Here is a 19,077-nt window from a genome sequence, read left to right on the forward strand (position 1 = left end):
CCCAGGTCAGCACCCAATACGGCACACCTGGCGCCTCACAGATGATGCACAGGTATGTCGGTACATGGCCGAATAGCGCCTGTTGCAGGTGTTGTCAGCCGTGTCCGGCGGCGGACATGATGACTCGCCGGGCCAGAACAGGCCGGACGCACGGCCGTTGTCACAGCGCGGCCGTAGGGGGCGGCCGTCGTCGGGATCGCGGCCGTACGGGGGCGGCCGTCGTCGCGGCGCGGCTGCACGGGGGCGGTCGCGGTCACACCGCGGCCGGACGGGAGGCCGTCATGCTGCACATCCATTTCACCGAGGCCGGACGACCCGCGCGCGGCTGGCCGACCACGGACTTGAGGGAGTCCTGCGGCACCTTCTGCTGCCGGTCTTCCCGAGATCGGCGTACTTCCCCGACTTCCTGACTCCGACCCGGGGCGCTCAGGGGCTCGCGGCCGGGCTCGCGGCACTGGTGGACACCCCCACCGACCGGGTGCGCCAGGAGGTGAAGCGCTTCATGGCGTTCAGGGCGCCGTCGTGGGCACCGCGGCTCGTGGAACGCGAGACGCGTCAGGAACTGGCGGACGCCCTGCGGCGGTACCACGAGGTCGTCCTGGCGCCCTACCGGGAGCGGACGCCGGCCCGGGTGGAAGCGGACCGTTCGGTCCGGGGACGGGCCCTGTTGGCCGACGGAGCGGACGGACTGCTCGACGGGCTGGGGCCGCAGATGCGCTGGGATCCACCGGTGCTCCATGTGCACTACCCGCCGGAGGAACGCGACCTCGTGCTCGACGGGCGGGGGCTGCCCCTTGTGCCGTCGTACTTCTGCTGGCGCCCTCCGGTCTCGCTGGCCGACTCGACGCTGCCACCCGTGCTGGTCCATCCCGTGCTCCGGGAGGCGCGTCCGGTCGCCGTCGACCGCCCGCTCGGCGTGCTGCTCGGCCGGACCCGGGCACAGGTGCTGCGGGGAACCGCGCTGGGCGCGAACACGGGCGAACTGGCCCGGCTGGCAGGAGTGTCGGCACCCACGGTGAGCCAGCACATCTCGGCCCTGCGGGACGCGGGCCTCATCAGCGGCCTCCGGTACGGCGCGAGCGTCCTGCACACGCTCACCCCGCTCGGGGCGTCCCTGCTACGGGGTCCGGACAAGCCGGTCTCCGCGGTGTCCTGATCCCCGGCAGGCGGCGGACAGCCCGCCCCCGCACGCCGGCGGACCGGGCCGGGGGCGGGACCGGTCACAACTGGCTCAGGATCGTCGGGTCCGTGATGCGCAGGTCGTCGGCCAGCAGCATCGCCTTGCTGAGGACGACCGCGAGCATCCGGTCGCCCTCGAAGGGGAGATAGCCGGCCTGGAGCCCTCCCGCGGCGGACTTCGGGACGATGCACAGGTACTGGTCGTTCGGGCTCATCAGGATGTTGCCCGAGCCCAGATGGATCTTGTACGTGTGGCGGTCGCCCTTCACGTGCAGGAAGCGGCCCTCCAGCGTGCAGCGGTCGGCTATCGCCAGCCGGGGGACCAGGCGGTCCAGGAGGGCGCGGCGGGTCTGCGCGGTCTCGGTCAGATCGCCGAAGCCGTAGGACGTCCAGTACTCCTGGAAGCGGCCGCCGGGGCCGCCGTCCTGCCAGGTCGGGTCGTTGCCGACGCTGGAGACACCGACGAACAGGTCTACGTCGCGCAGGACTTCGGACAGGACCAGCGGCGGGATCTCGGTGAGGGGCAGCGGCTCCACCCGGTCCTGGCCGTCGCGCAGCCACATGCGGTACTCGCCGCCGGAGCAGTGCGCCGAGTTCTCGGGGGCGTCGAGCGGGTAGAAGCGCACCTGGTCGGTGCGCAGCCGCAGATAGCTGCCGGACTCGGTGGTGTCGTCGCCGTACTCGCCGTCGCCGGTGATCCAGTACTCGGCGCGCAGGCCCCACTGCGGCAGTTCCCGGCTGGCCGGGGGCGCCTCGTCGTCGACGCAGAGGCGGAGCTTGTTGCGCCAGCCTCTGACGGCGGCGAGGGAGTTGAACTGGTGCTGGCGCACGACGTGGGCGGCGAAGCGGTTCGAGTACGTGCCCGTCGCGCGCTCGGCGTCGGTGAGGAGGTACACCTCGCGGTGGGCCTGTTTGAAGGGCTGGGTGATCTCGTGCCGCTCCAGCCACTCCCGCCAGGCGACGACCTCGGCGGGCTCACGGCCGGCCGGGTGCCAAAGGGCGACCTCCCGGCCTTCCTTCACCGGGTCGTCGGTGAGGGTGGACAGCTCGCCGTTCGCGAACCCGACGGGGGTGCCGTCGACCGTCCACAGCAGTCGGCGGGCGAGGGTGCCGACGAGCGGGTGGTCGAGGTAGCGCTCGCGCCAGGTGCCGTACGCCCAGGTGCGCCGGGCGAGGAACTGCCGGTCCAGCCGCTCGATCTGCGCCGACAGCATCTTGTCGATGTCCTTGACGGCCGCCTTCAGCTCCTTGAGCTCTTCGGCGTGGTCGCGCCGCACGGCGGCGGGCACGCTCTTGACGGCCTTGCCGGCCGCGTTGTGCCAGGTCAGCACGGCGCGTGAGCCCTGGATGCCGAGAAGCGCGGTGGTCTCACCGAGTTCGTGACGCGCCTGCCCGACTTCGGCGAGCCCGTAGGCCGGGACGGCCAGTTCCTCGATCTCCTCCCGGGTCAGACCGAGGGCGGTGGCCTTCTCCCCGAGGAATCCGTCGACGAGCTTGGCGGTGGCCTTGTACGTCACCCGGGTGGCCAGCCGGGCCAGTTCGGCCAGGGCGGCCTCCCCGTCGATGCGGGAGAGCGCGATCACACCGGCGTTGGCGACCTTCGGATTGCGCGGGCCCAGCCCGCTGACCTTCTTGAGGGACGTCTCGACGAGTGCGCCGAGGGCCCGGGCGGTGTCGGGGTGGGGCGGCAGCACGGAGACCAGCCAGGCGAGGCCGCGCAGGGCGTTGGCGTTGTACGGGTCGAAGGTGCTGTTGATGTCCGCCTCGTACGGACTGGGCTCCAGCGGGTGGGTGCGCGGGCGGCCGACGAGGGCGAGCCAGGACAGGGCGGCGGTGCGGACCCGGTCGGCGCCCAGGGCTTCGACGAGGGCGTGGGCCTGCCGGTCCCACTTGGCGGAGGGCTTGGAGGCGGTGGCCGTCGTCAGATGGACGAGCAGGGCCTGCCAGTCGGGGGCGGAGGCGTCCCTCATGGCCTGGTCGGCCCATTCCTCACCGACGTTGAGCACGGGCTCCGTGAGCTTCTTCATCAGGGCGGCGACGGACTCGCGGCGGTAGGTGTCCATGCCCGTACGGCGGAAGACCGCGACCACGGCCGGGTCCGGTGTGCGGCCGGCCGCCAGTTCGGCCTCGACCAGGACGTCCATCCGCGTGGCGTACCAGACGGTGTTCTGCCTGCCGAGTTCCTCCAGTTGCGTCGCCCGCTCGTCGGCGAGCGGGTACTCCGTCAGGCCGTGGGAGATGGCGGCGAGCAGGGTGAGCACGTGGTTGCGGGGCTCCGATCTGCCGCCGACCGTGTGATAGCCCTCCGCCAGGGCGCCTGCCAGCCTTTCCCGCTGGTCGGCGGGGAGCGCGCTCAGCAGGTCGAGGATCTCGTCCCAGCCGCCGCCCCATTGGCCCGTGTTGACCAGTGCGGCTCTGAGGAGGTCGGTGGTGAGCCCGCCCATGTTGCCGTCGGCCGCCTGCGAGCGGATCCACCCCAGATGCGTCTTGGTGTCGACCATCGTCATCCCCCTACCAGTGCGACGAGCTTGAGGAAGGTGACCTCGGTGCCCAGGACCAGCTCGATCTCCTCGTCGGGGTCGGTCACCTGGCGCTCCCCCACGAGCACCAGGAAGCCGTTCGCCGCGAAGGCCCTGAGCGCCAGCTCGCTCTGGGTCTCGGGGTCTATCCGGCGGGGTGTGCGCAGCGCGTAGCCGTTCAGCACCCGCTCTGTGCCCTCGGGCTGCACGAGCCCCTGGAAGACCTCCGGCATGCGGGCGTTGTGCTCGGCGACCTCCTGGAAGACCCGCCGCCGGATCAACTCGCGTACCGCGAGCCGCTCCTCGGCGATCTCTAGCCCCCAGGCCGCACCCCGGCCCCCACTGGTCGTCTCGTCGACGAACGTCACCATTCCCATGCCGACGACACTACGAGCCACCACTGACAATCGGTCACCGGGCCCGGAACGCCGAGGCGGAGCCGCTTCGCCTCAACGGGTGATCACATGTTCGGCCCGCGGTCCGGCCCGCATCGACCGTCCGGGCCGGTGCCTAATCTGATGGCATGTCAGACGACGTGTCATACGAGCTGCTCGGACTCGACAACGTACTGCTGCCCGTGGGGAATCTCGGCGAGGCCGTGAGCTTCTACGAGCGCGCCGGGTTCCCGCCGGCCTTCCGGCTCGACGAGGCCGGGATCGCGCTGCTGAAGGTGGGCAAGGAGACGCCGGGCGTACTGCTGCGACTGGACGAGGAGTTGAGTCACCGGCCGCCGCCGTGGGCGTCGCCGCGGCTGTGGCTGGAGGTGCCGGACGCCCGCGCCGCGGCCCGCTCGCTGACCGCCGCGGGGATCGCGCCCCTCGACGAGCCCTTCTCCGGCGCCACCGGCTGGACCGTCGAGATCGCGGACCCCTGGGGCAACGTCATCGGCCTGACCGACTACACCAAGCGGCCCGAACTGGCCCGCGGGGCCAGGCGGTAGACCCGGCCGTCCGCCCCGCCCGGCCCGGAGGCGATCGCGGACCGAGCGTGTGAGGCGCACGACAGGCACCCTCGCGGGATCCGACTTGAACATGTTCAAAAGCAGGTCTACATTCACCCTGTACAGCGTTTTGAACGCGTTCAAGAAGGGGTGGGGACATGGACCTCACGGTCGTCGCGTACGTCATCTACCTGCTGGTCAGCATCGCGCTGACCGTCTGGGTGGCACGCACGCTGAGCCACAACGGGCGGATCTTCCTGTCGGACGTACTGCGCGGCAACGAGCAGCTCGCCGACGCCGTCAACCATCTGCTGGTGGTGGGCTTCTACCTGGTCAACCTGGGCTTCGTCGCGCTCTATCTGCACCAGAGCGACGAGATCTCCAACGCCCGCGAGATCTTCGAAGCCCTCTCGACCAAGCTGGGTGTCGTCCTCCTGGTGCTCGGCGTCATGCACCTGGGGAACGTCTACGTGCTCAACAGGATCCGGCGGCGGGGTGCCATGGAGCGGGAGCAGGTACCGCCGGTGCGGCCGACGGACTGGGCCGCTCCCGCGGCCGGGGTGTGAGAGCGGTGGCAGGCGCCCCAGCCACCCTTGACCGGGGCGCCGCGGGCGTCCCGGTCCTCGGGCTCACCGTCCTCTACGACGCGCGCTGCTCGCTGTGCGCCTTCCTGAAGCAGTGGCTCGTCCGGCAGGCGCAACTCGTCCCGCTCCGCTTCGTGCCGGCGGGCTCCGAGGAGGCCGCCCGGCGTTTCCCGCGGCTCGATCACCGCGCCACCCTGGGCGAGATCACCGTGGTGGGCGACGCCGGGCAGGTGTACCAGGGAGCAGCCGCCTGGGTCGTCACCCTGTGGGCACTGCGCGAGTACCGGGCGCTCGCCCACCGCCTCAGCACGCCCGCGGGGGCCAAGCTGGCCAGGGGCGCGACCCTCGCCGCCGCCAAGTGGCGCGAGACGCGGGCCCCCCAGCGGTGGGGCGGCGGCGTCTACCACCGGGGCGACGGCTGGAGCTACGACCCGACAGCGGGATGGACCTACGCGCCCCCCGGCTGCGGCAGCGGCGAGTGTCCGACCGTTCCCACTCGTTAGGCTCGTCCCGTGCCAGCACCGACAGACAGCCCCGGCCCCATCGGGTCCGCCGGGCCCTCCAAGTCCTCCGAGCCGTCCGAGTCCCCCGAGTCGTCCGAGTCGTCCGAGTCCTCCGAGTCCTCCGAGTCCGCGACGGCCTCCCGGCCCTCGGCGTCCGTCGGCAAGGGGGCGGCGAAGAGCCCGGCCAAGAGCGAGCAGACCCGGGCCCTGATCCTGGAGACCGCGATGCGGCTCTTCCAGGAGCGGGGTTACGACAAGACGACGATGCGGGCCATCGCCCAGGAGGCCGGGGTCTCCGTCGGGAACGCGTACTACTACTTCGCCGGCAAGGAGCACCTGATCCAGGGCTTCTACGACCGGATCGCCGCCGAACACCGGGAGGCGGTCCGGGACGTGCTGGACCGCGAGACGGACCTGGAGGCCCGGCTGGGCGGCGTGCTGCGGGTGTGGCTGGACATCGCCACGCCGTACCACGAGTTCGCCGTGCAGTTCTTCAAGAACGCCGCCGACCCGGACAGTCCGCTCAGCCCCTTCTCCCCCGAGTCGGAGCACGCGCGCCTGGAGGCCATCAGTGTCCACAAGGAGGTGCTGGCCGGGGCGAAGACCAAAGTGCCGGAGGAACTGCGCGAGGTGCTGCCCGAGCTGATGTGGCTCTCCCAGATGGGCCTCGTCCTGTACTGGGTCTTCGACCGGACCGAGAACCGCGAGCGCAGCTACCGGCTCGCCGAGCGCGGCGCACGCCTCACCACTCGCGGCGTCCAGCTCTCCCGTTTCCGGCTTCTGCGGCCCCTCGTCCACGAGGTGCACGAGCTGTTCACGGACTTCCTGCCGGGCATGACGAAGGCGCTCCCCGACCCGGCCGGGAAGAAGGACGAGTGAGTGAGGGGTGAGGGGCGCCCCGTAGGGCCGGGCGCCCCTCACATCATCCGAAGGCCGTTTCCGGCGGCCTCAGTTGACCGCGTCGGCGTCCACCTCGCCCTCCGCCAGCTCCACGTCGTGGACCAGCGGTTCGTCCGTGACGACCACGTGCCGTGCCCTGGCCCCGTACGAACGGGCCGTCGCCGACAGCAGATACGTCCCCGGCGCGGGCACCGAGACGATGTACGAGCCGTCGGCCAGCGAGGTCACCCGGTCCAGCTCACGCCCGCCCTTGGTCAGCAGGGTGAGGACGGCTCCGTCGACAGGCCCGCCCTCCGCGTCGCGGACGAAGCCGTGGACGACCGACGCGCCGCCCGCGACGGGAGCCGCGCTCTCGGAGGGTGCCTCGGCCGGCTCCACCGCCAGGTGCGGCAGCCGCTTGTCCAGGCCGGCGGGCAGCCACCAGTTGGAGTCGCCGAGCAGGTGCATCGCGGCGGGGACCAGGGCCGTACGGAGGATGAAGGCGTCCAGGGCGACCGCGGCCGCGAGGCCGACACCCGCCATCGCCGCGCCCGAGTCACCGCTCAGGACGAAGGCGAGGAAGACGCACACCATGATCAGTGCGGCGGAGTTGATGACCCGGCCGGTCTCGGCCAGACCGACCCGCACCGCGCGCGCGTTGTCCTTCGTGTGCACCCATTCCTCGTGCATCCGGCTCACCAGGAACACCTGGTAGTCCATGGAGAGGCCGAAGAGGAGCGAGAGCATGATGACGGGCAGGAAGGCGTTGATCGGACCCTCCTTGCCGAGGCCCAGCAGACTCAGCCCCCAGCCCCACTGGAAGATCGCGACGAGGACGCCGAAGGACGCGGCGGCGGCGATCAGGTTCATCAGGGCGGCCGTCAGCGGGACCACCAGGGAGCGGAAGGCGATCAGCAGGAGCAGGAAACCGAGGCCGATGATCGTGGCGACGAAGTAGGGCAGCCGGTCGCCGGTGATGGTGGCGAAGTCCTTCGACACGGCGGTGACACCACCGACATGGGCCGTCACCCCGGCGTCCGGGATCACCCGGTCCCGCAGGGTGTCGATGAGCTGGTCGGTCTTCGTCGACTGCGGTGACGTCGTCGGCACCACCTGGATCACCGTCACCCCGTTCGCGGGCGGCAGCGCGGCGACCGCGGCGACTCCGGACGTACCGCCGATGTTCTTCACCAGGGTGCCCGTGTCACCTCCGGTCACGACCACCTGCAGGGGGCCGTTGAAGCCGGGGCCGAAGCCCTCGGCGAGCAGGTCGTAGGCCTTCCTGGTCGTCGTCGTGGCGTCGTCGTTGCCCTGGTCGGTGGCGCCGAGGTGCAGCGACAGGACCGGGATCGCGAGGATCGCCATCACGACCAGCGCGAGCGCGGCGATCGTCCGGGGGCGGCGCTGCACGTTCATCGACCAGCGTGCCGCGGCCCCGCTCGCGCGCTCGGGTTCGGGCCCCTGTTGGGCCAGTTTGCGCCGCTGGCGGCGGCTGAGCACCCGGGTGCCGAGAACTCCGAGGAGCGCCGGCAGCAGGGTGGTGGCCGCGAGCACGCTGAACACCACGGTGAGGGAGGTGCCGATGACCACGCCGTCCAGGAAGCGCAGGTTCGTCACCAGCATGCCCGCGAGCGCGATGCACACCGTGCCGCCCGCGAACAGCACCGCCCGGCCCGAGGTGTTGAGGGCGACGACCGCCGACTCCTCCGGTGCCAGGCCGCGCAGGATGCCGCGCCGGTGCCGGGTGACGATGAACAGCGCGTAGTCGATGCCGACACCGAGGCCGATCAGGGTGGCCAGCAGCGGGGCCAGGTCCGGGATGGCCGTGCTGTGGCTGAGCAACTGCGTGGAGAACAGCCCCGTACCGACCCCGAAGATCGCGATGCCGATCGGCAGCAGCATGGCGAACAGCGAACCGAAGGCGAGGAAGAGGACGACGGCCGCGGCCAGGATGCCGACCATCTCGGCGAGCCCGGTGGGCGGTTCCTGCACCCGCTGGATCGCCTGGCCGCCCAACTCGACCTGAAGTCCGGAGCGTTCGGCACCCTGCGCGGTGTCGACGACCTTCTGCACCAGGTCCTTGGGTACGGCGTTCGCCTGCTCGGCGAAGGTGATCTGGGCGTACGCGATCCTGCCGTTCCGGCTGATCTGAGCGGCGCCCCGCTCTCCCTGGTACGGCCCCGCGACCTGGCCCACGCCCTTCATTGCGGCGATCTCGTCCAGCACGGGCTGGATCCGGGAGCGCACGGAGGCGTCCCTGACCGTGCCCGCGTCGACCTTCCACACCACCGTGTCGGTGTCCCCCGCGCTGTTCGGGAAGGCCTTCTCCATCTGGTCGTACGCACGCTTGGAGTCCGTGTTCGGAAGGGAGAACACGTTCGCGTAGTCCGTGCCCGCGGTGGTCGCCGCGAAGCCGAGACCGAACAGCGCGCCCACCCACAGCAACAGGACCACCAGCCGGTGCCGATAGCACCACCGTGCCAATACCGCCACGTTCAACGCTCCTTAGTCGGTCGGTCCCCCAGGTCCTGGGCACCAGGATTGGCGGCGACGCGCGCGGGTGGACATGACCCGCCCATGACTCTCAAGGAACTCCAAGGGGCGAACGGCTCCCGCTGTCGGTGGCCCCGCCGATACTGGGGGCATGACCGCTCACGAGGGAGCCACCGTCCTCGTCGTCGAGGACGAGCCGAGCATCGCGGACGTCCTCACCATCGCGCTGCGCTACCACCAGTTCGAGGTGATGGCCGCCGGCACCGTCCGCGAGGCGCTCGCCCTCGCCGAGCGCACCCGCCCCGACGCGGCACTGCTCGACGTGATGCTCCCGGACGGCGACGGCCGCGCACTCGGGCGTGAACTGCGGCTCCGGCAGCCCGACCTGGCCGTCGTCTTCCTCACCGCGCGGGACTCGCCCGCCGAGATCGTCGGCGCGCTCGGCTTCGGCGACGACTACATCACCAAGCCGTTCAACATCGACGAGGTCGTCGCCCGGATCACCGCGGTCCTTCGCCGTACGCGGCCCGACGACGTCCTGCCGCAGCGCCCGCCCCTGCGTTACGGCGATCTGGAGCTGGACGAGACGACGTACCGCGTCCACCGCGCGGGCACCACGGTCGAGCTCACCCCCACGGAGTACGCCCTGCTGCGGTTCCTCGTCCGCAACGGCGGGCGGATCGTGCCCAAGGAGCAACTCCTGCGCCACGTATGGCAGTACGAGCACTCCGCCGAGTCGACCGTCGTCGAGACGTACATCAGCTATCTGCGGCGCAAGCTCGAACCGCTGGGACCGCCGGTGATCCAGACCCGCCGGGGCGTCGGATACGGACTCGCGTGAACCTGCCCGTCCGGCCCGGCTGCCGACCCCCGCGCTACCGGCACGGCATCCACTCGCTGCGCGGCAAACTGACCCTCGCGAACGTCGGACTGCTGGCCCTCGGCATCGTGGTGGCGACCGCCGTGAGTCTGATGGGCATGCGCCACTACCTGCTCGACCAGGTGGACGCGCAGCTCGCCAAGACCCGGGAGTCACTGGGCGTTTCGCAGCTCACCATGAGCCAGATCGACTCGCTGAGCGCCCTCGCGTTCGTACGCGACCGGATCGGGCCCGCGGTGGACGAGTCGCCGAAGCCGGACTCGATCTTCGCGGCCGTCGACCGGCGGGGCGAGGCCGTCGAGGTGGCCGGCTTCCAACCCACGGACACCCAGCGCGCGTTCGCCGCCGCCGTGGACGATCCGGGAGCGCTCGCCCGCGCCGACGACCCGCGCGACATCACCGTGCGCGGCGCCGCGTACCGGGCGACCGGGGCACGGCTCGCCGACGGGACGTACGTCCTGTTCGCGACCTCGACCGACGGACTGAACAAGGGCGTCGCGAAGGCGCTCAAGCTCGATCTGGCCGTGGGAACGCTGCTGTTGGCGCTGCTCGCGTGCCTGACGATGTTCAGTGTGCGGCGCCGGATGCTGCCGCTGGAGGCCATGGTGGAGACCTCGTCCGCCATCGCGGAGGGGGATCTGACCCGGCGTGTGCCCTCCAGCCATCATCCGACGCAGGAGGTCGAGCAACTGCGGCTCGCGCTCAACTCCATGCTGCACCAGGTCGAATCGGCCTACCGGACACGGGAGGACAGCGCCGCCCAGTTGCGCCGGTTCGTCGGCGACGCCTCGCACGAGCTGCGCACACCGCTGGCGGCGATACGCGGCTACCTCCAGTTGTACGAGAAGGGGATGCTGACCGACCCCGTCGAGCGCAAGCGGGCCTGGGACCGGATGAACGCGGAGGCCGACCGCATGGGCCGGCTCGTCGACGAGCTGCTGACCCTGGCGCGTCTCGACCAGCGTCCCGAACTCCGCTTCAGGAACGTCGACCTGAGCCGGCTGGTGCGGGACGCGGCCGAGGACCTGCGCGCCCAGCAGCCCGGCCGCCCGGTGACCGTGGACGCCGAAGGCACCCTGCTCGTTCAGGCCGACGAGTCCGGGCTGCGGCAGGTACTGGGCAATCTCGTGGGCAACGTACGCACCCACACACGCGACGACGTGCCGGTGCGGCTCGGTCTGGAGCGCGCCGACGGTGCCGTACGGCTGTGTGTCGCGGACAAGGGACCCGGGCTCCCGGAAGAGGACGCGGCGCGTATCTTCGACCGCTTCTTCCGCGCGGGCGGCGGCGCGGGCAGCGGGCTCGGGCTGGCGATCGTGCAGGGCGTGGTGCGGGCGCACGGAGGGACCGTCGCGGTGCGGACGGCACCCGGCGAGGGCCTGACGGCGACGGTGACGCTGCCGACGCGATGAGGCCGCGCACGGCTGTGGGCGGCCGTCCCGACCTGGACGGCCACTCTCGGCGGTGAGGAGGTCTGGTACGCGGGTGGGGCCACGGACACGCTGGTGGCGAGTCCGCCGACCCCCGGTGCGGTGAGACCGCCGACGCCGGTGCGGCGAGGGTCTGGCCCTCGTGGGGTGACGGCGACGACGTGGGGCCGGTGACGCTCGCAGGTCGTTCGCGTGGTCTGGAACCTGCCCCTTCACGTCGCCGTGACCTGCGGGAACGGACTTGGGCAGAAGCTGACCGAGGCGGTTGAACACCGGCCGCCGCGGCCCCGTACACCACGATGAGAGCGAATCGGTCTCAGCCGATCGGTCCGCCACGCCACCACCGCGCATCGCACGGAAGGACCGCCGGGTTGTCGTTCAAAACGAGCTCTCGACAGCTGCCGAACACGGACGAGACGCCTCCGCGCGACGAGCCGGCACCGGAGCCGCCCACGGACGCGGCCCCGGGTCCCGACGCGCCGGACGCGGATGAGGACGCCGCCGCCTCGGGCGAGGGGGAGGCAGCGGCCGGGGCGGCCCCCGAGATACCCCCGGCCGGCACGACGGCCCAGGCCGCGCCGGCCGAGGGGGCCACCTCGATCACCCCCGAGACCCCGGCCGGATCTCCGCCCGAAGCCACCTCCGCCGAGGAGACACCCCCTCCCGAGACCGGCACGGACACCGGCACGGACACGGACAGCGACGCCGAGACCGACGCCGACGCCGACGCCACCCTCGCCGAGACGGCGGGTCCGGTCGAGGCCGATGCCCCCGCCGACGGCCCCGCCGCAGCGGTCGTGAGCGAGACGGAGACCGGGACCGGGACGGCGGAGGCCGTCGAGGTCGGCGGTGACGACGTCTCCGCGCCGTCGGAGGAGTCGGCGGAGGACGGCGCCGACGGCCCCGACCCGGCCGTCGGGGACGGGAGCGGGGCCGGTGACGGCGGCGGTGGCGGCGACGGGGAGGAGCCTCCGGGAGGCGAGCCGCCCGTGCGCGGCGGCTGGCGCGGCCGCTACCCCGTGGCCGCCCGCACCCTCGCGTGGACCACGACCCTCGTCGCGGCCGCCCTCGTCCTGTTCGCGCTGCTCATGCCGAGCAAGGCGGACAAGTTCCAGACGGCCGAGTTCCTGCGCCTCCCGGTGGAGGCGATCTTCGGTGCCGCGCTGCTGATCGTCCTGCCCCGCAGGCCGCGGATCGCCGTGACGGTGACCGCCGGGCTCGGTCTGGGCGTCCTGACCGTCCTGAACCTCCTGGACATCGGCTTCAACGAATACCTCGGACGGGGCTTCAACGTCGTCCTCGACTGGTCGCTCTTCAGCGACGCGCAGTCCTACCTCCAGGACACGTTCGGCAAGGACGGCGCGCTCGGCATCGCGGCCCTGGTCGTGACGCTCGTGATCGCCGTACTGGCCCTCATGACGCTGTCGGTCGTCCGCCTGGGCAACCTGGTGGCGCGGAACACCGAGACGGCGACCCGCACGACGCTGGTCCTGGCCATCGCCTGGGTCACCTGCGCGGCGCTGGGCGTGCAGTACACCGGGGTGCCCGTCGCCTCCGAGCACGTCGCGCTGGTCGTCCAGAACCGGGCGGCGGCGGTACGGCAGACACTGCGGGACGAGGCCGAGTTCGCCAAGATCTCCAAGAAGGACAACTTCGCGAACACACCGCCGGATCAGCTGCTCACCGATCTGCGCGGCAAGGACATGATCATCACGTTCATCGAGAGCTACGGCCGCAGCGCCATCGAGGACCCGGTCATGGCACCGGGCGTCGACGCGACGCTCACCGCGGAGAACAAGAAGCTGACCCAGGCCGGTTTCGCGGCGAAGAGCGGCTGGCTCACCTCGGCGACGTACGGCGGCAGTAGCTGGCTCGGCCACTCGACGTTCATGTCGGGCCTGTGGATCAGCAACCAGCAGCGGTACCGCACCGTGACCGCGGGCGACCACCTGACCCTGCCCGGCGCCTTCAAGAAGACCGGTGACTACGACACCGTCGGCGTCATGCCGGGCATCCAGAAGGCCTGGCCCGAGCAGAAGTTCTACGGCATCGACAAGCTCTACGACGCCCACCATCTCGGTTACAAGGGACCGAAGTTCAGCTGGTCGACCATGCCCGACCAGTACGCCCTGACCGCGTACGAGCGCCTGGTGCACAGCAAGAAGCACGACAAGCCGCTGATGTCGACGATCATCCTGACCTCCAGCCACCAGCCCTGGGCGCCGATCCCCAAGACCGTCCCCCAGGACCAGGTCGGCGACGGATCGATCTACGACGCCATCCAGAAGGCCGGCAAGAAGCCCGGTGACATCATCACCAGCTCGCAGAAGTCGAAGGTGGAGTACGGCAAGTCGATCCAGTACTCGGTGACGAGCCTGATCGACTTCCTCGTGAAGTACGGCAACAAGAACACCGTGCTGATCTACCTCGGCGACCACCAGCCGATCGCCCGGGTCAGCGGCGACCACGCCAGTCGCGACGTGCCCGTCTCCATCGTCGCCAAGGACCCGAAGGTGCTCGACAGGATCGCCGACTGGGGCTGGGCCGACGGCCTTCAGCCCCAGCACAGCACGCCGGTGTGGAAGATGAGCGCGTTCCGCGACCGCTTCCTGACGGCGTACGGATCCACTCCGCACCCGTAGGGAACCGGCAGCTCGTCCGCGGGCGGCGGTCACGGCGAGAGCCGTCACCGCCGCCCGCGGCCGTCGCCCCGCCTCAAGAACTCACGCGTAACACGTAATGGGCAACGGGCAACGGGCAACGGGCAACGGGCTTGTGTATCAAGGCAGTTGTCGGTTGCTGTCGGCCGACGTCACAGCCAGTTCAGCCGCCAGAGGCGGAAGACACCGGTCCCGTCGGACAGGTACTGGCCGCCGCTGACGTCCTCGGTGCTGACGACGTAGTCCTTGCGCTGCCACAGGGGAATCAGCGGAACATCCCGCGCGACGGTTTCCTGGAGCCGCCGGAAGGCGTCCGCCGTACGGCTGCGGTCCTCGTCCTGCTGGGTCTCCCGGATCTGCCGGTCGACATCCGGGCTGCTGTAGCCGTTCTTCATGCTGTTGCCGGTGCCGACGAGCGGCGCGCCGAACGTGTCCGCGTCGGGGTAGTCGGCGACCCAGCCGACCGCCCAGGCGTCCAGCCCGCCCTCCGCGTACCGCTTCTGGAACTCGGTCCACTCGAAGCCCTCGGTCGTCACCTTGAACAGTCCGTCCGCCTCCAGTTGCCGCTTCAGCTCGGCGGCCTCCTCGCCGGCGGCGCCCCGGCCCTCCGCGTACCCGTAGGTGAAACGCACGGGCAGCGGGACCCCGGCCTCGGTCAGCAGGGCCCGCGCCTTCTTGGCGTCCGGGTTCGGGTAGTGGTCGAAGAACGACGTCGAATGCCCGTTGATCCCCGCAGGGATCAGCCCGTACAGCGCCTCGGTGGTCCCCTTGTACGTCCGGTCGACGAGCTTGTCGCGGTCGATCAGCGACGCGACGGCCTGCCGTACCCGCCGGTCGTGCAGGGGCGAACGCGCCCGCACATTGAGGACGAGGTTGCGGGTCTCGGCACTGTCGGCCTCGGTGACGCGCTGCGCGGGGTCGCTCGGCGAGAGCGCGGCGAGCACGGCGGGCGGCAACTGACGGGCCGCTACGTCCAGTTCCTTCGCCTTACGGGCCACTTCCAGCGTCTGCGAGTTGGCGTAGTAGCGAAGCGCCACGGGCCTGCCGAGGTCACCGATGGCGCCCTTGTAGCGGGAGTTGGGCGCGAGGACGGCCCGCTCGTTCTTCGTGTACGCCTTCAGGACGTACGGCCCGGTGCCGTCGACGTCGGTGCCGGTACGCAGGCTGTGCTTGGGATAGAGGGTGCTGTCGACGATCGACCCGGCGCCGGTCGCCACTTTGAACGGGAAGGTCGCGTCGGCCGAGGACAGGTGGAAGGTGACGGTCCGCCCGCTCGCGTCCACGCTGCCCAGGGTGGAGAAGAGCGAGGCGGGCCCGACCTCGTCGGCGATCGTCCTGACGCGGTCGAAGGAGAACTTCACGTCCTCGGCGGTCATCGTGCGCCCGCTCGCGAACGTCAGGTCGTCGCGGAGCGTGCAGCGATACGTGCGCAACCCCGTGCCGGTGAACGCGCAGCTCTTGGCGGCGTCCGGAACGGGTTTGGCGGCGCCGGGCTCGAAGGTGAGCAGCGACTGGAAGACATTGCTGAACAACGCCCACGATCCGGCGTCGTAGGCTCCCGCGGGGTCGAGCGACGTGACGGCGTCCGTCGTGCCCACCGTGATCGTGCGGTCGCTGTTCCCCTTCTCCGGCATCATCTGCCGGCCGGCCACACCCACGCCCACCAGGACGAGCAGTGCCGCCGGAATCCATAAGCGAACCGATCGCATCGGGTGCCCTCCCCAGGCCCACCACAGGTCACTCCCCTGGTGACGCGGATCACCTAACCACAGGAGTTTCAGCCGGGGAAGGGAATGGGGAAGAGTGCGCCGGGCCGGAGAAAACGATCATTTCGGGTCCGTTCCACAGCGGATTCTCAGGCTTGGCGCGAGGCCAGTTCGACGACCGTGATGTCCGAGGGCGCGCCGACCCTGGTCGGTGGCCCCCAGGCGCCCGCGCCCCGGGAGACGTACAACTGCGTGTCGCCGTAGCGCTCCAGGCCCGCGAGTGTCGGGTTGGTCGCGGCCGCGACGAAGTTTCCCGGCCAAAGCTGACCGCCATGGGTGTGTCCGGACAGTTGGAGGTCGACACCGTGGCGTACTGCCTCATGGATCTGCACGGGTTGATGTGCGAGCAGTACACAGGCCCGTGTCCTGTCCCGGCCCCCGAGCGCCTTGCCGAAGTCGGGCCCCTGTCCCTCGCTCTCGCCCTGGAGGTCGTTCACTCCGGCCAGGTCGAAACCGGCCAGCTCGGTGCGCGCGTTCTCCAGGGGATGGATCCCGAGCTCCCGCACCTCCCGGATCCACTGCTCGGCTCCGGAGAAGTACTCGTGGTTCCCGGTCACGAAGTAGGACCCGTGCCGGGCCCGCAGTTGGGCGAGCGGCGCGGCGGCGGGACCGAGGTTCTTCACGCTGCCGTCGACCAGGTCACCGACGACGGCGATCAGATCGGGCTGCGTGGAGTTGATCGTGTCGACGACCTTCTGGGCGAATCCGCGCCCGAGCACCGGCCCGAGGTGGATGTCGCTCACGACGGCGATCCGGAAACCGTGGGCGGACCGGGGCAGTCGGGCGAGCGGCACGGTGACCCGCTTCACCGTGGGGCCGCGCAGTACGCCGTACGTCCCGTAGCCGACGGTCCCCACCGCGACGGCGGCGGCCGCACCGCCCACGACACGCGAGACGAAGAGACGCCGCGACGGCGAAGAAGCATCCCCGGTCGAGCCCGCCGACCCCGCCGATCCGGCCGAGGCCGCCGAGTCGGCCGGTGTCGTCGGCCCTGGCGCCTCCGCCGGCTCCGGCCGCTCCGACGTTTCCGGCGGGGGCGGTGCGGCGGGGGGTCCGGTGGGCGTGGGCGGTGGGCCGGCGGCGGCGGATTCGTTCCGGGGCGGTGCCGCGCCGGGCAGCGGCAGGGCGCCCTCGTGCGACCCCGCCCCCTCGGAGGCGGTCACGGCGGGGGACGTCACCCCGTCGGGGTCCCGCCGGGCGGCGGCCCGGCGTTCCCCGGCCCGGCGCAGGACCGGCCGCAGGGCCTCGCCCGCGAGCAGCGCCAGCACCAGGTACAGCGCCACCGCCATCCACAGGAACCCGGGCCAGGACAGCGTCCGCTGGAGCCAGAAGGGAGCACCCGCCCGCTCGCTCGCGACGGCGCCGATCATCAGGAGCGGTCCGGCGACGAACACGGCCGTGCCCGCCCGGCGGACCGCTCCGGGGCCGGCCGTGGTGTCGCGCACCAGGCGGCGCCACGCGTACCAGTGCAGCCCGCCGAGCACGGCCAGCGCGGCCGTACCCGCCGACACGAACAAGATGACCATGCCGCCGTACCCCCGTTACGACGTCTGGCGCAAAGCGCGTACGCCGCGCAACCCGATGACCCCGACGACCGTCCCCAAGACAAAGGAAACGACGGCGAGCGTCAGATGCACCCAGAAGTACGCCGTCGGATCGCCCGCGTCGTCGAACGCGAGCCCGCTGGCGTCCTGCCATAGATTTTTGACGAAAGTGACCCAAATGACCCAACTCCACACCCCGAAAGCGAGCAGGAACCAGGACACGGGGCGGCTGAGCTTCATGCGTTCAGTATCGCCGCCGCCGACCGTGACCCGGCGCCGGGGTGGAGTGGACGACGAGGCACCGCAGGGTGCTGGGACTTCCCGTCATGATCCCTGTACTTTCTCGATCGTGTCTGCCTCCAAAAAGACCGTCACGCGATCCCTGTTGGTCGCTTCCGCCACGTTGCTGACCCTTTCGCTCACGGCGCCCGCGTTCGCCGATGCCGACCCCGACACGGGTCCGACAGAGAGCCCCAGCCCCTCGGCCACTCCCCCCGCGAACATGTCGACCCTCGGCGGTGAGCGGCTCGGCCGGCCCGGCAGCCAGGTGAACCTCGGCGGCGGCGCCCCCGTCCTGCCCAAGGACGTCACCGCCCGGTCCTGGATCGTCGCCGACGCCGAGTCGGGTGACGTCCTGGCCGCGCACAACGCGCACTGGCGACTGCCCCCGGCGAGCACCCTGAAGATGCTGTTCGCCGACACGGTGCTGCCCAAGTTCCCGAGGACCACCCGGCACAAGGTGATCCCCTCGGACCTGGCGGGCATCGGCGCGGGCTCCAGCGTGGTGGGCATAAAGGAGAACGAGACGTACACCGTCCACGACCTGTGGCTCGGTGTCTTCCTGCGTTCCGGCAACGACGCCGTGCATGTGCTGTCCGCGATGAACGGCGGCGTCGCCGAGACGGTCAAGGACATGCGGGCGCACGCCGAGGACCTCCAGGCACTCGACACGAACGTGGTGAGCCCGGACGGCTACGACGCCAGGGGCCAGGTGTCGTCGGCGTACGACCTGTCGCTGTTCGCCCGTTCGGGGCTCCAGAAGAAGGACTTCCGGGAGTACTGCTCGACGGTGCGGGCGAAATTCCCCGGGGTGACGACCAAGGGCAAGAAGGGCGCGGCCACCCGCGGGTCCTCCGAGATCCAGAACACCAACCGGCTGCTGAGCGGCGACAGCGACGTCACCGCGTACCAGGGCATCGCGGGCGTGAAGAACGGCAACACCACCAACGCGGGCGCCACCTTCACGGGTGTCGCCGAACGCGGCGGGAAGGTGCTGCTCGTCACCGTCATGAACCCGGAGAAGAAGGAGCACAACGAGGTCTACAAGGAGGCCGCGCGGCTCCTCGACTGGGGGTTCCAGGCCGCGGGCAAGGTCCAGCCGGTCGGCGAACTGGTCCCGCCGAAGGACGTCGACACCACCGCTCAGCCGGGCGCGAAGGCATCGGGCGGGGCGAGCCCCGGCACCGGCTCCGGGACCGGCTCCGCCAAGGCCTCCTCGAAGCCGGTGGCGGCCTCCACCGGCGCGGCGAAGGGCGGTTCGAGCGGCATCGGCGTCGCGCTCGGCATCATGGGCGGCTCTCTCGTACTGCTCGCGGCGGGCGTCTTCCTGGTCAACCGCCGCTGGCCGCTGCCGGACCTGATGCGCCGCCGCCGCTGACCGCCCGGGGCTCCGGAGCCTTCGCGTTCTTCGGAGCCCCCGA

15 protein-coding genes are annotated in these 19,077 nt (G+C 71.1%); 9 read left to right on the forward strand and 6 right to left on the reverse strand.

The window, feature by feature from the left end; translation table 11 throughout:
* The first annotated feature begins 457 nt into the window (after positions 1–457).
* Positions 458–1,156, forward strand: a complete 699-nt coding sequence (locus OHT01_RS16010; protein WP_328553841.1) for an ArsR/SmtB family transcription factor — start codon at positions 458–460, stop codon at positions 1,154–1,156.
* 64 nt (positions 1,157–1,220) lie between these two features.
* Here the strand turns inward: OHT01_RS16010 and OHT01_RS16015 are convergent, their stop codons facing one another.
* Both OHT01_RS16015 and OHT01_RS16020 read right to left on the reverse strand, forming a co-directional pair.
* Complete coding sequence (locus OHT01_RS16015) at positions 1,221–3,680, reverse strand: DUF4132 domain-containing protein (RefSeq protein WP_443043402.1); 2,460 nt, start codon at positions 3,678–3,680, stop codon at positions 1,221–1,223.
* A 2-nt stretch (positions 3,681–3,682) separates the two neighbouring features.
* On the reverse strand, positions 3,683–4,075 hold the full coding sequence (locus OHT01_RS16020) for a hypothetical protein (RefSeq protein ID WP_328553843.1): 393 nt from the start codon (positions 4,073–4,075) through the stop codon (positions 3,683–3,685).
* Between the two features lie 146 nt (positions 4,076–4,221).
* Here OHT01_RS16020 and OHT01_RS16025 point away from each other — a divergent pair, with 146 nt between their 5' ends.
* From OHT01_RS16025 to OHT01_RS16040, 4 genes are all read left to right on the forward strand, one after another.
* The gene (locus OHT01_RS16025; RefSeq protein WP_328553844.1) at positions 4,222–4,638 is read left to right on the forward strand and encodes a VOC family protein; all 417 of its coding nucleotides are present in this window, start codon (positions 4,222–4,224) and stop codon (positions 4,636–4,638) included.
* Between the two features lie 158 nt (positions 4,639–4,796).
* Entirely contained in the window at positions 4,797–5,204 is a 408-nt protein-coding gene (locus OHT01_RS16030; RefSeq protein WP_328553845.1) for a hypothetical protein, read from the forward strand.
* Positions 5,205–5,209: 5 nt separating this feature from the next.
* On the forward strand, positions 5,210–5,725 hold the full coding sequence (locus OHT01_RS16035; RefSeq protein WP_328553846.1) for a thiol-disulfide oxidoreductase DCC family protein: 516 nt from the start codon (positions 5,210–5,212) through the stop codon (positions 5,723–5,725).
* A 9-nt stretch (positions 5,726–5,734) separates the two neighbouring features.
* Positions 5,735–6,604, forward strand: coding sequence for a TetR/AcrR family transcriptional regulator (locus OHT01_RS16040; RefSeq protein ID WP_328553847.1), 870 nt, complete (start codon positions 5,735–5,737; stop codon positions 6,602–6,604).
* Positions 6,605–6,673: 69 nt separating this feature from the next.
* On the opposite strand, the gene OHT01_RS16045 is transcribed toward OHT01_RS16040, so the two are convergent.
* Complete coding sequence (locus OHT01_RS16045; protein WP_328558136.1) at positions 6,674–9,088, reverse strand: MMPL family transporter; 2,415 nt, start codon at positions 9,086–9,088, stop codon at positions 6,674–6,676.
* Between the two features lie 160 nt (positions 9,089–9,248).
* On the opposite strand from OHT01_RS16045, the gene OHT01_RS16050 reads away from it, so the two are divergent.
* The 3 genes from OHT01_RS16050 to OHT01_RS16060 all read left to right on the forward strand — a co-directional run bounded on the left by OHT01_RS16050 (position 9,249) and on the right by OHT01_RS16060 (position 14,049).
* Positions 9,249–9,938 (forward strand): response regulator transcription factor, encoded by a 690-nt coding sequence (locus OHT01_RS16050; RefSeq protein WP_328553848.1) that lies wholly within the window; start codon positions 9,249–9,251, stop codon positions 9,936–9,938.
* Positions 9,935–11,389 carry a sensor histidine kinase gene (locus OHT01_RS16055; RefSeq protein WP_328553849.1) on the forward strand — a complete coding sequence of 485 codons (1,455 nt, stop codon included), beginning with the start codon at positions 9,935–9,937 and terminating at the stop codon, positions 11,387–11,389. The genes OHT01_RS16050 and OHT01_RS16055 overlap by 4 nt, the downstream gene beginning before the upstream one ends.
* A 389-nt stretch (positions 11,390–11,778) precedes the next feature.
* Complete coding sequence (locus OHT01_RS16060; RefSeq protein WP_443043403.1) at positions 11,779–14,049, forward strand: sulfatase-like hydrolase/transferase; 2,271 nt, start codon at positions 11,779–11,781, stop codon at positions 14,047–14,049.
* 170 nt (positions 14,050–14,219) lie between these two features.
* On the opposite strand, the gene OHT01_RS16065 is transcribed toward OHT01_RS16060, so the two are convergent.
* The 3 genes from OHT01_RS16065 to OHT01_RS16075 all read right to left on the reverse strand — a co-directional run bounded on the left by OHT01_RS16065 (position 14,220) and on the right by OHT01_RS16075 (position 17,617).
* Positions 14,220–15,776, reverse strand: coding sequence for an ABC transporter substrate-binding protein (locus OHT01_RS16065; protein WP_328553851.1), 1,557 nt, complete (start codon positions 15,774–15,776; stop codon positions 14,220–14,222).
* A gap of 146 nt (positions 15,777–15,922) precedes the next feature.
* Positions 15,923–17,359, reverse strand: coding sequence for a metallophosphoesterase (locus tag OHT01_RS16070; protein WP_328553852.1), 1,437 nt, complete (start codon positions 17,357–17,359; stop codon positions 15,923–15,925).
* Between the two features lie 15 nt (positions 17,360–17,374).
* Complete coding sequence (locus OHT01_RS16075; RefSeq protein ID WP_328553853.1) at positions 17,375–17,617, reverse strand: SCO4848 family membrane protein; 243 nt, start codon at positions 17,615–17,617, stop codon at positions 17,375–17,377.
* Between the two features lie 109 nt (positions 17,618–17,726).
* Here OHT01_RS16075 and OHT01_RS16080 point away from each other — a divergent pair, with 109 nt between their 5' ends.
* A complete protein-coding gene (locus tag OHT01_RS16080; protein ID WP_328553854.1) occupies positions 17,727–19,034 on the forward strand; it encodes a D-alanyl-D-alanine carboxypeptidase family protein in 1,308 nt (435 codons plus the stop codon).
* The last annotated feature ends 43 nt before the right edge of the window (positions 19,035–19,077 follow it).

The sequence above is a fragment of the Streptomyces sp. NBC_00358 genome (genome assembly GCF_036099295.1).
Taxonomy (GTDB): Bacteria; Actinomycetota; Actinomycetes; order Streptomycetales; family Streptomycetaceae; genus Streptomyces.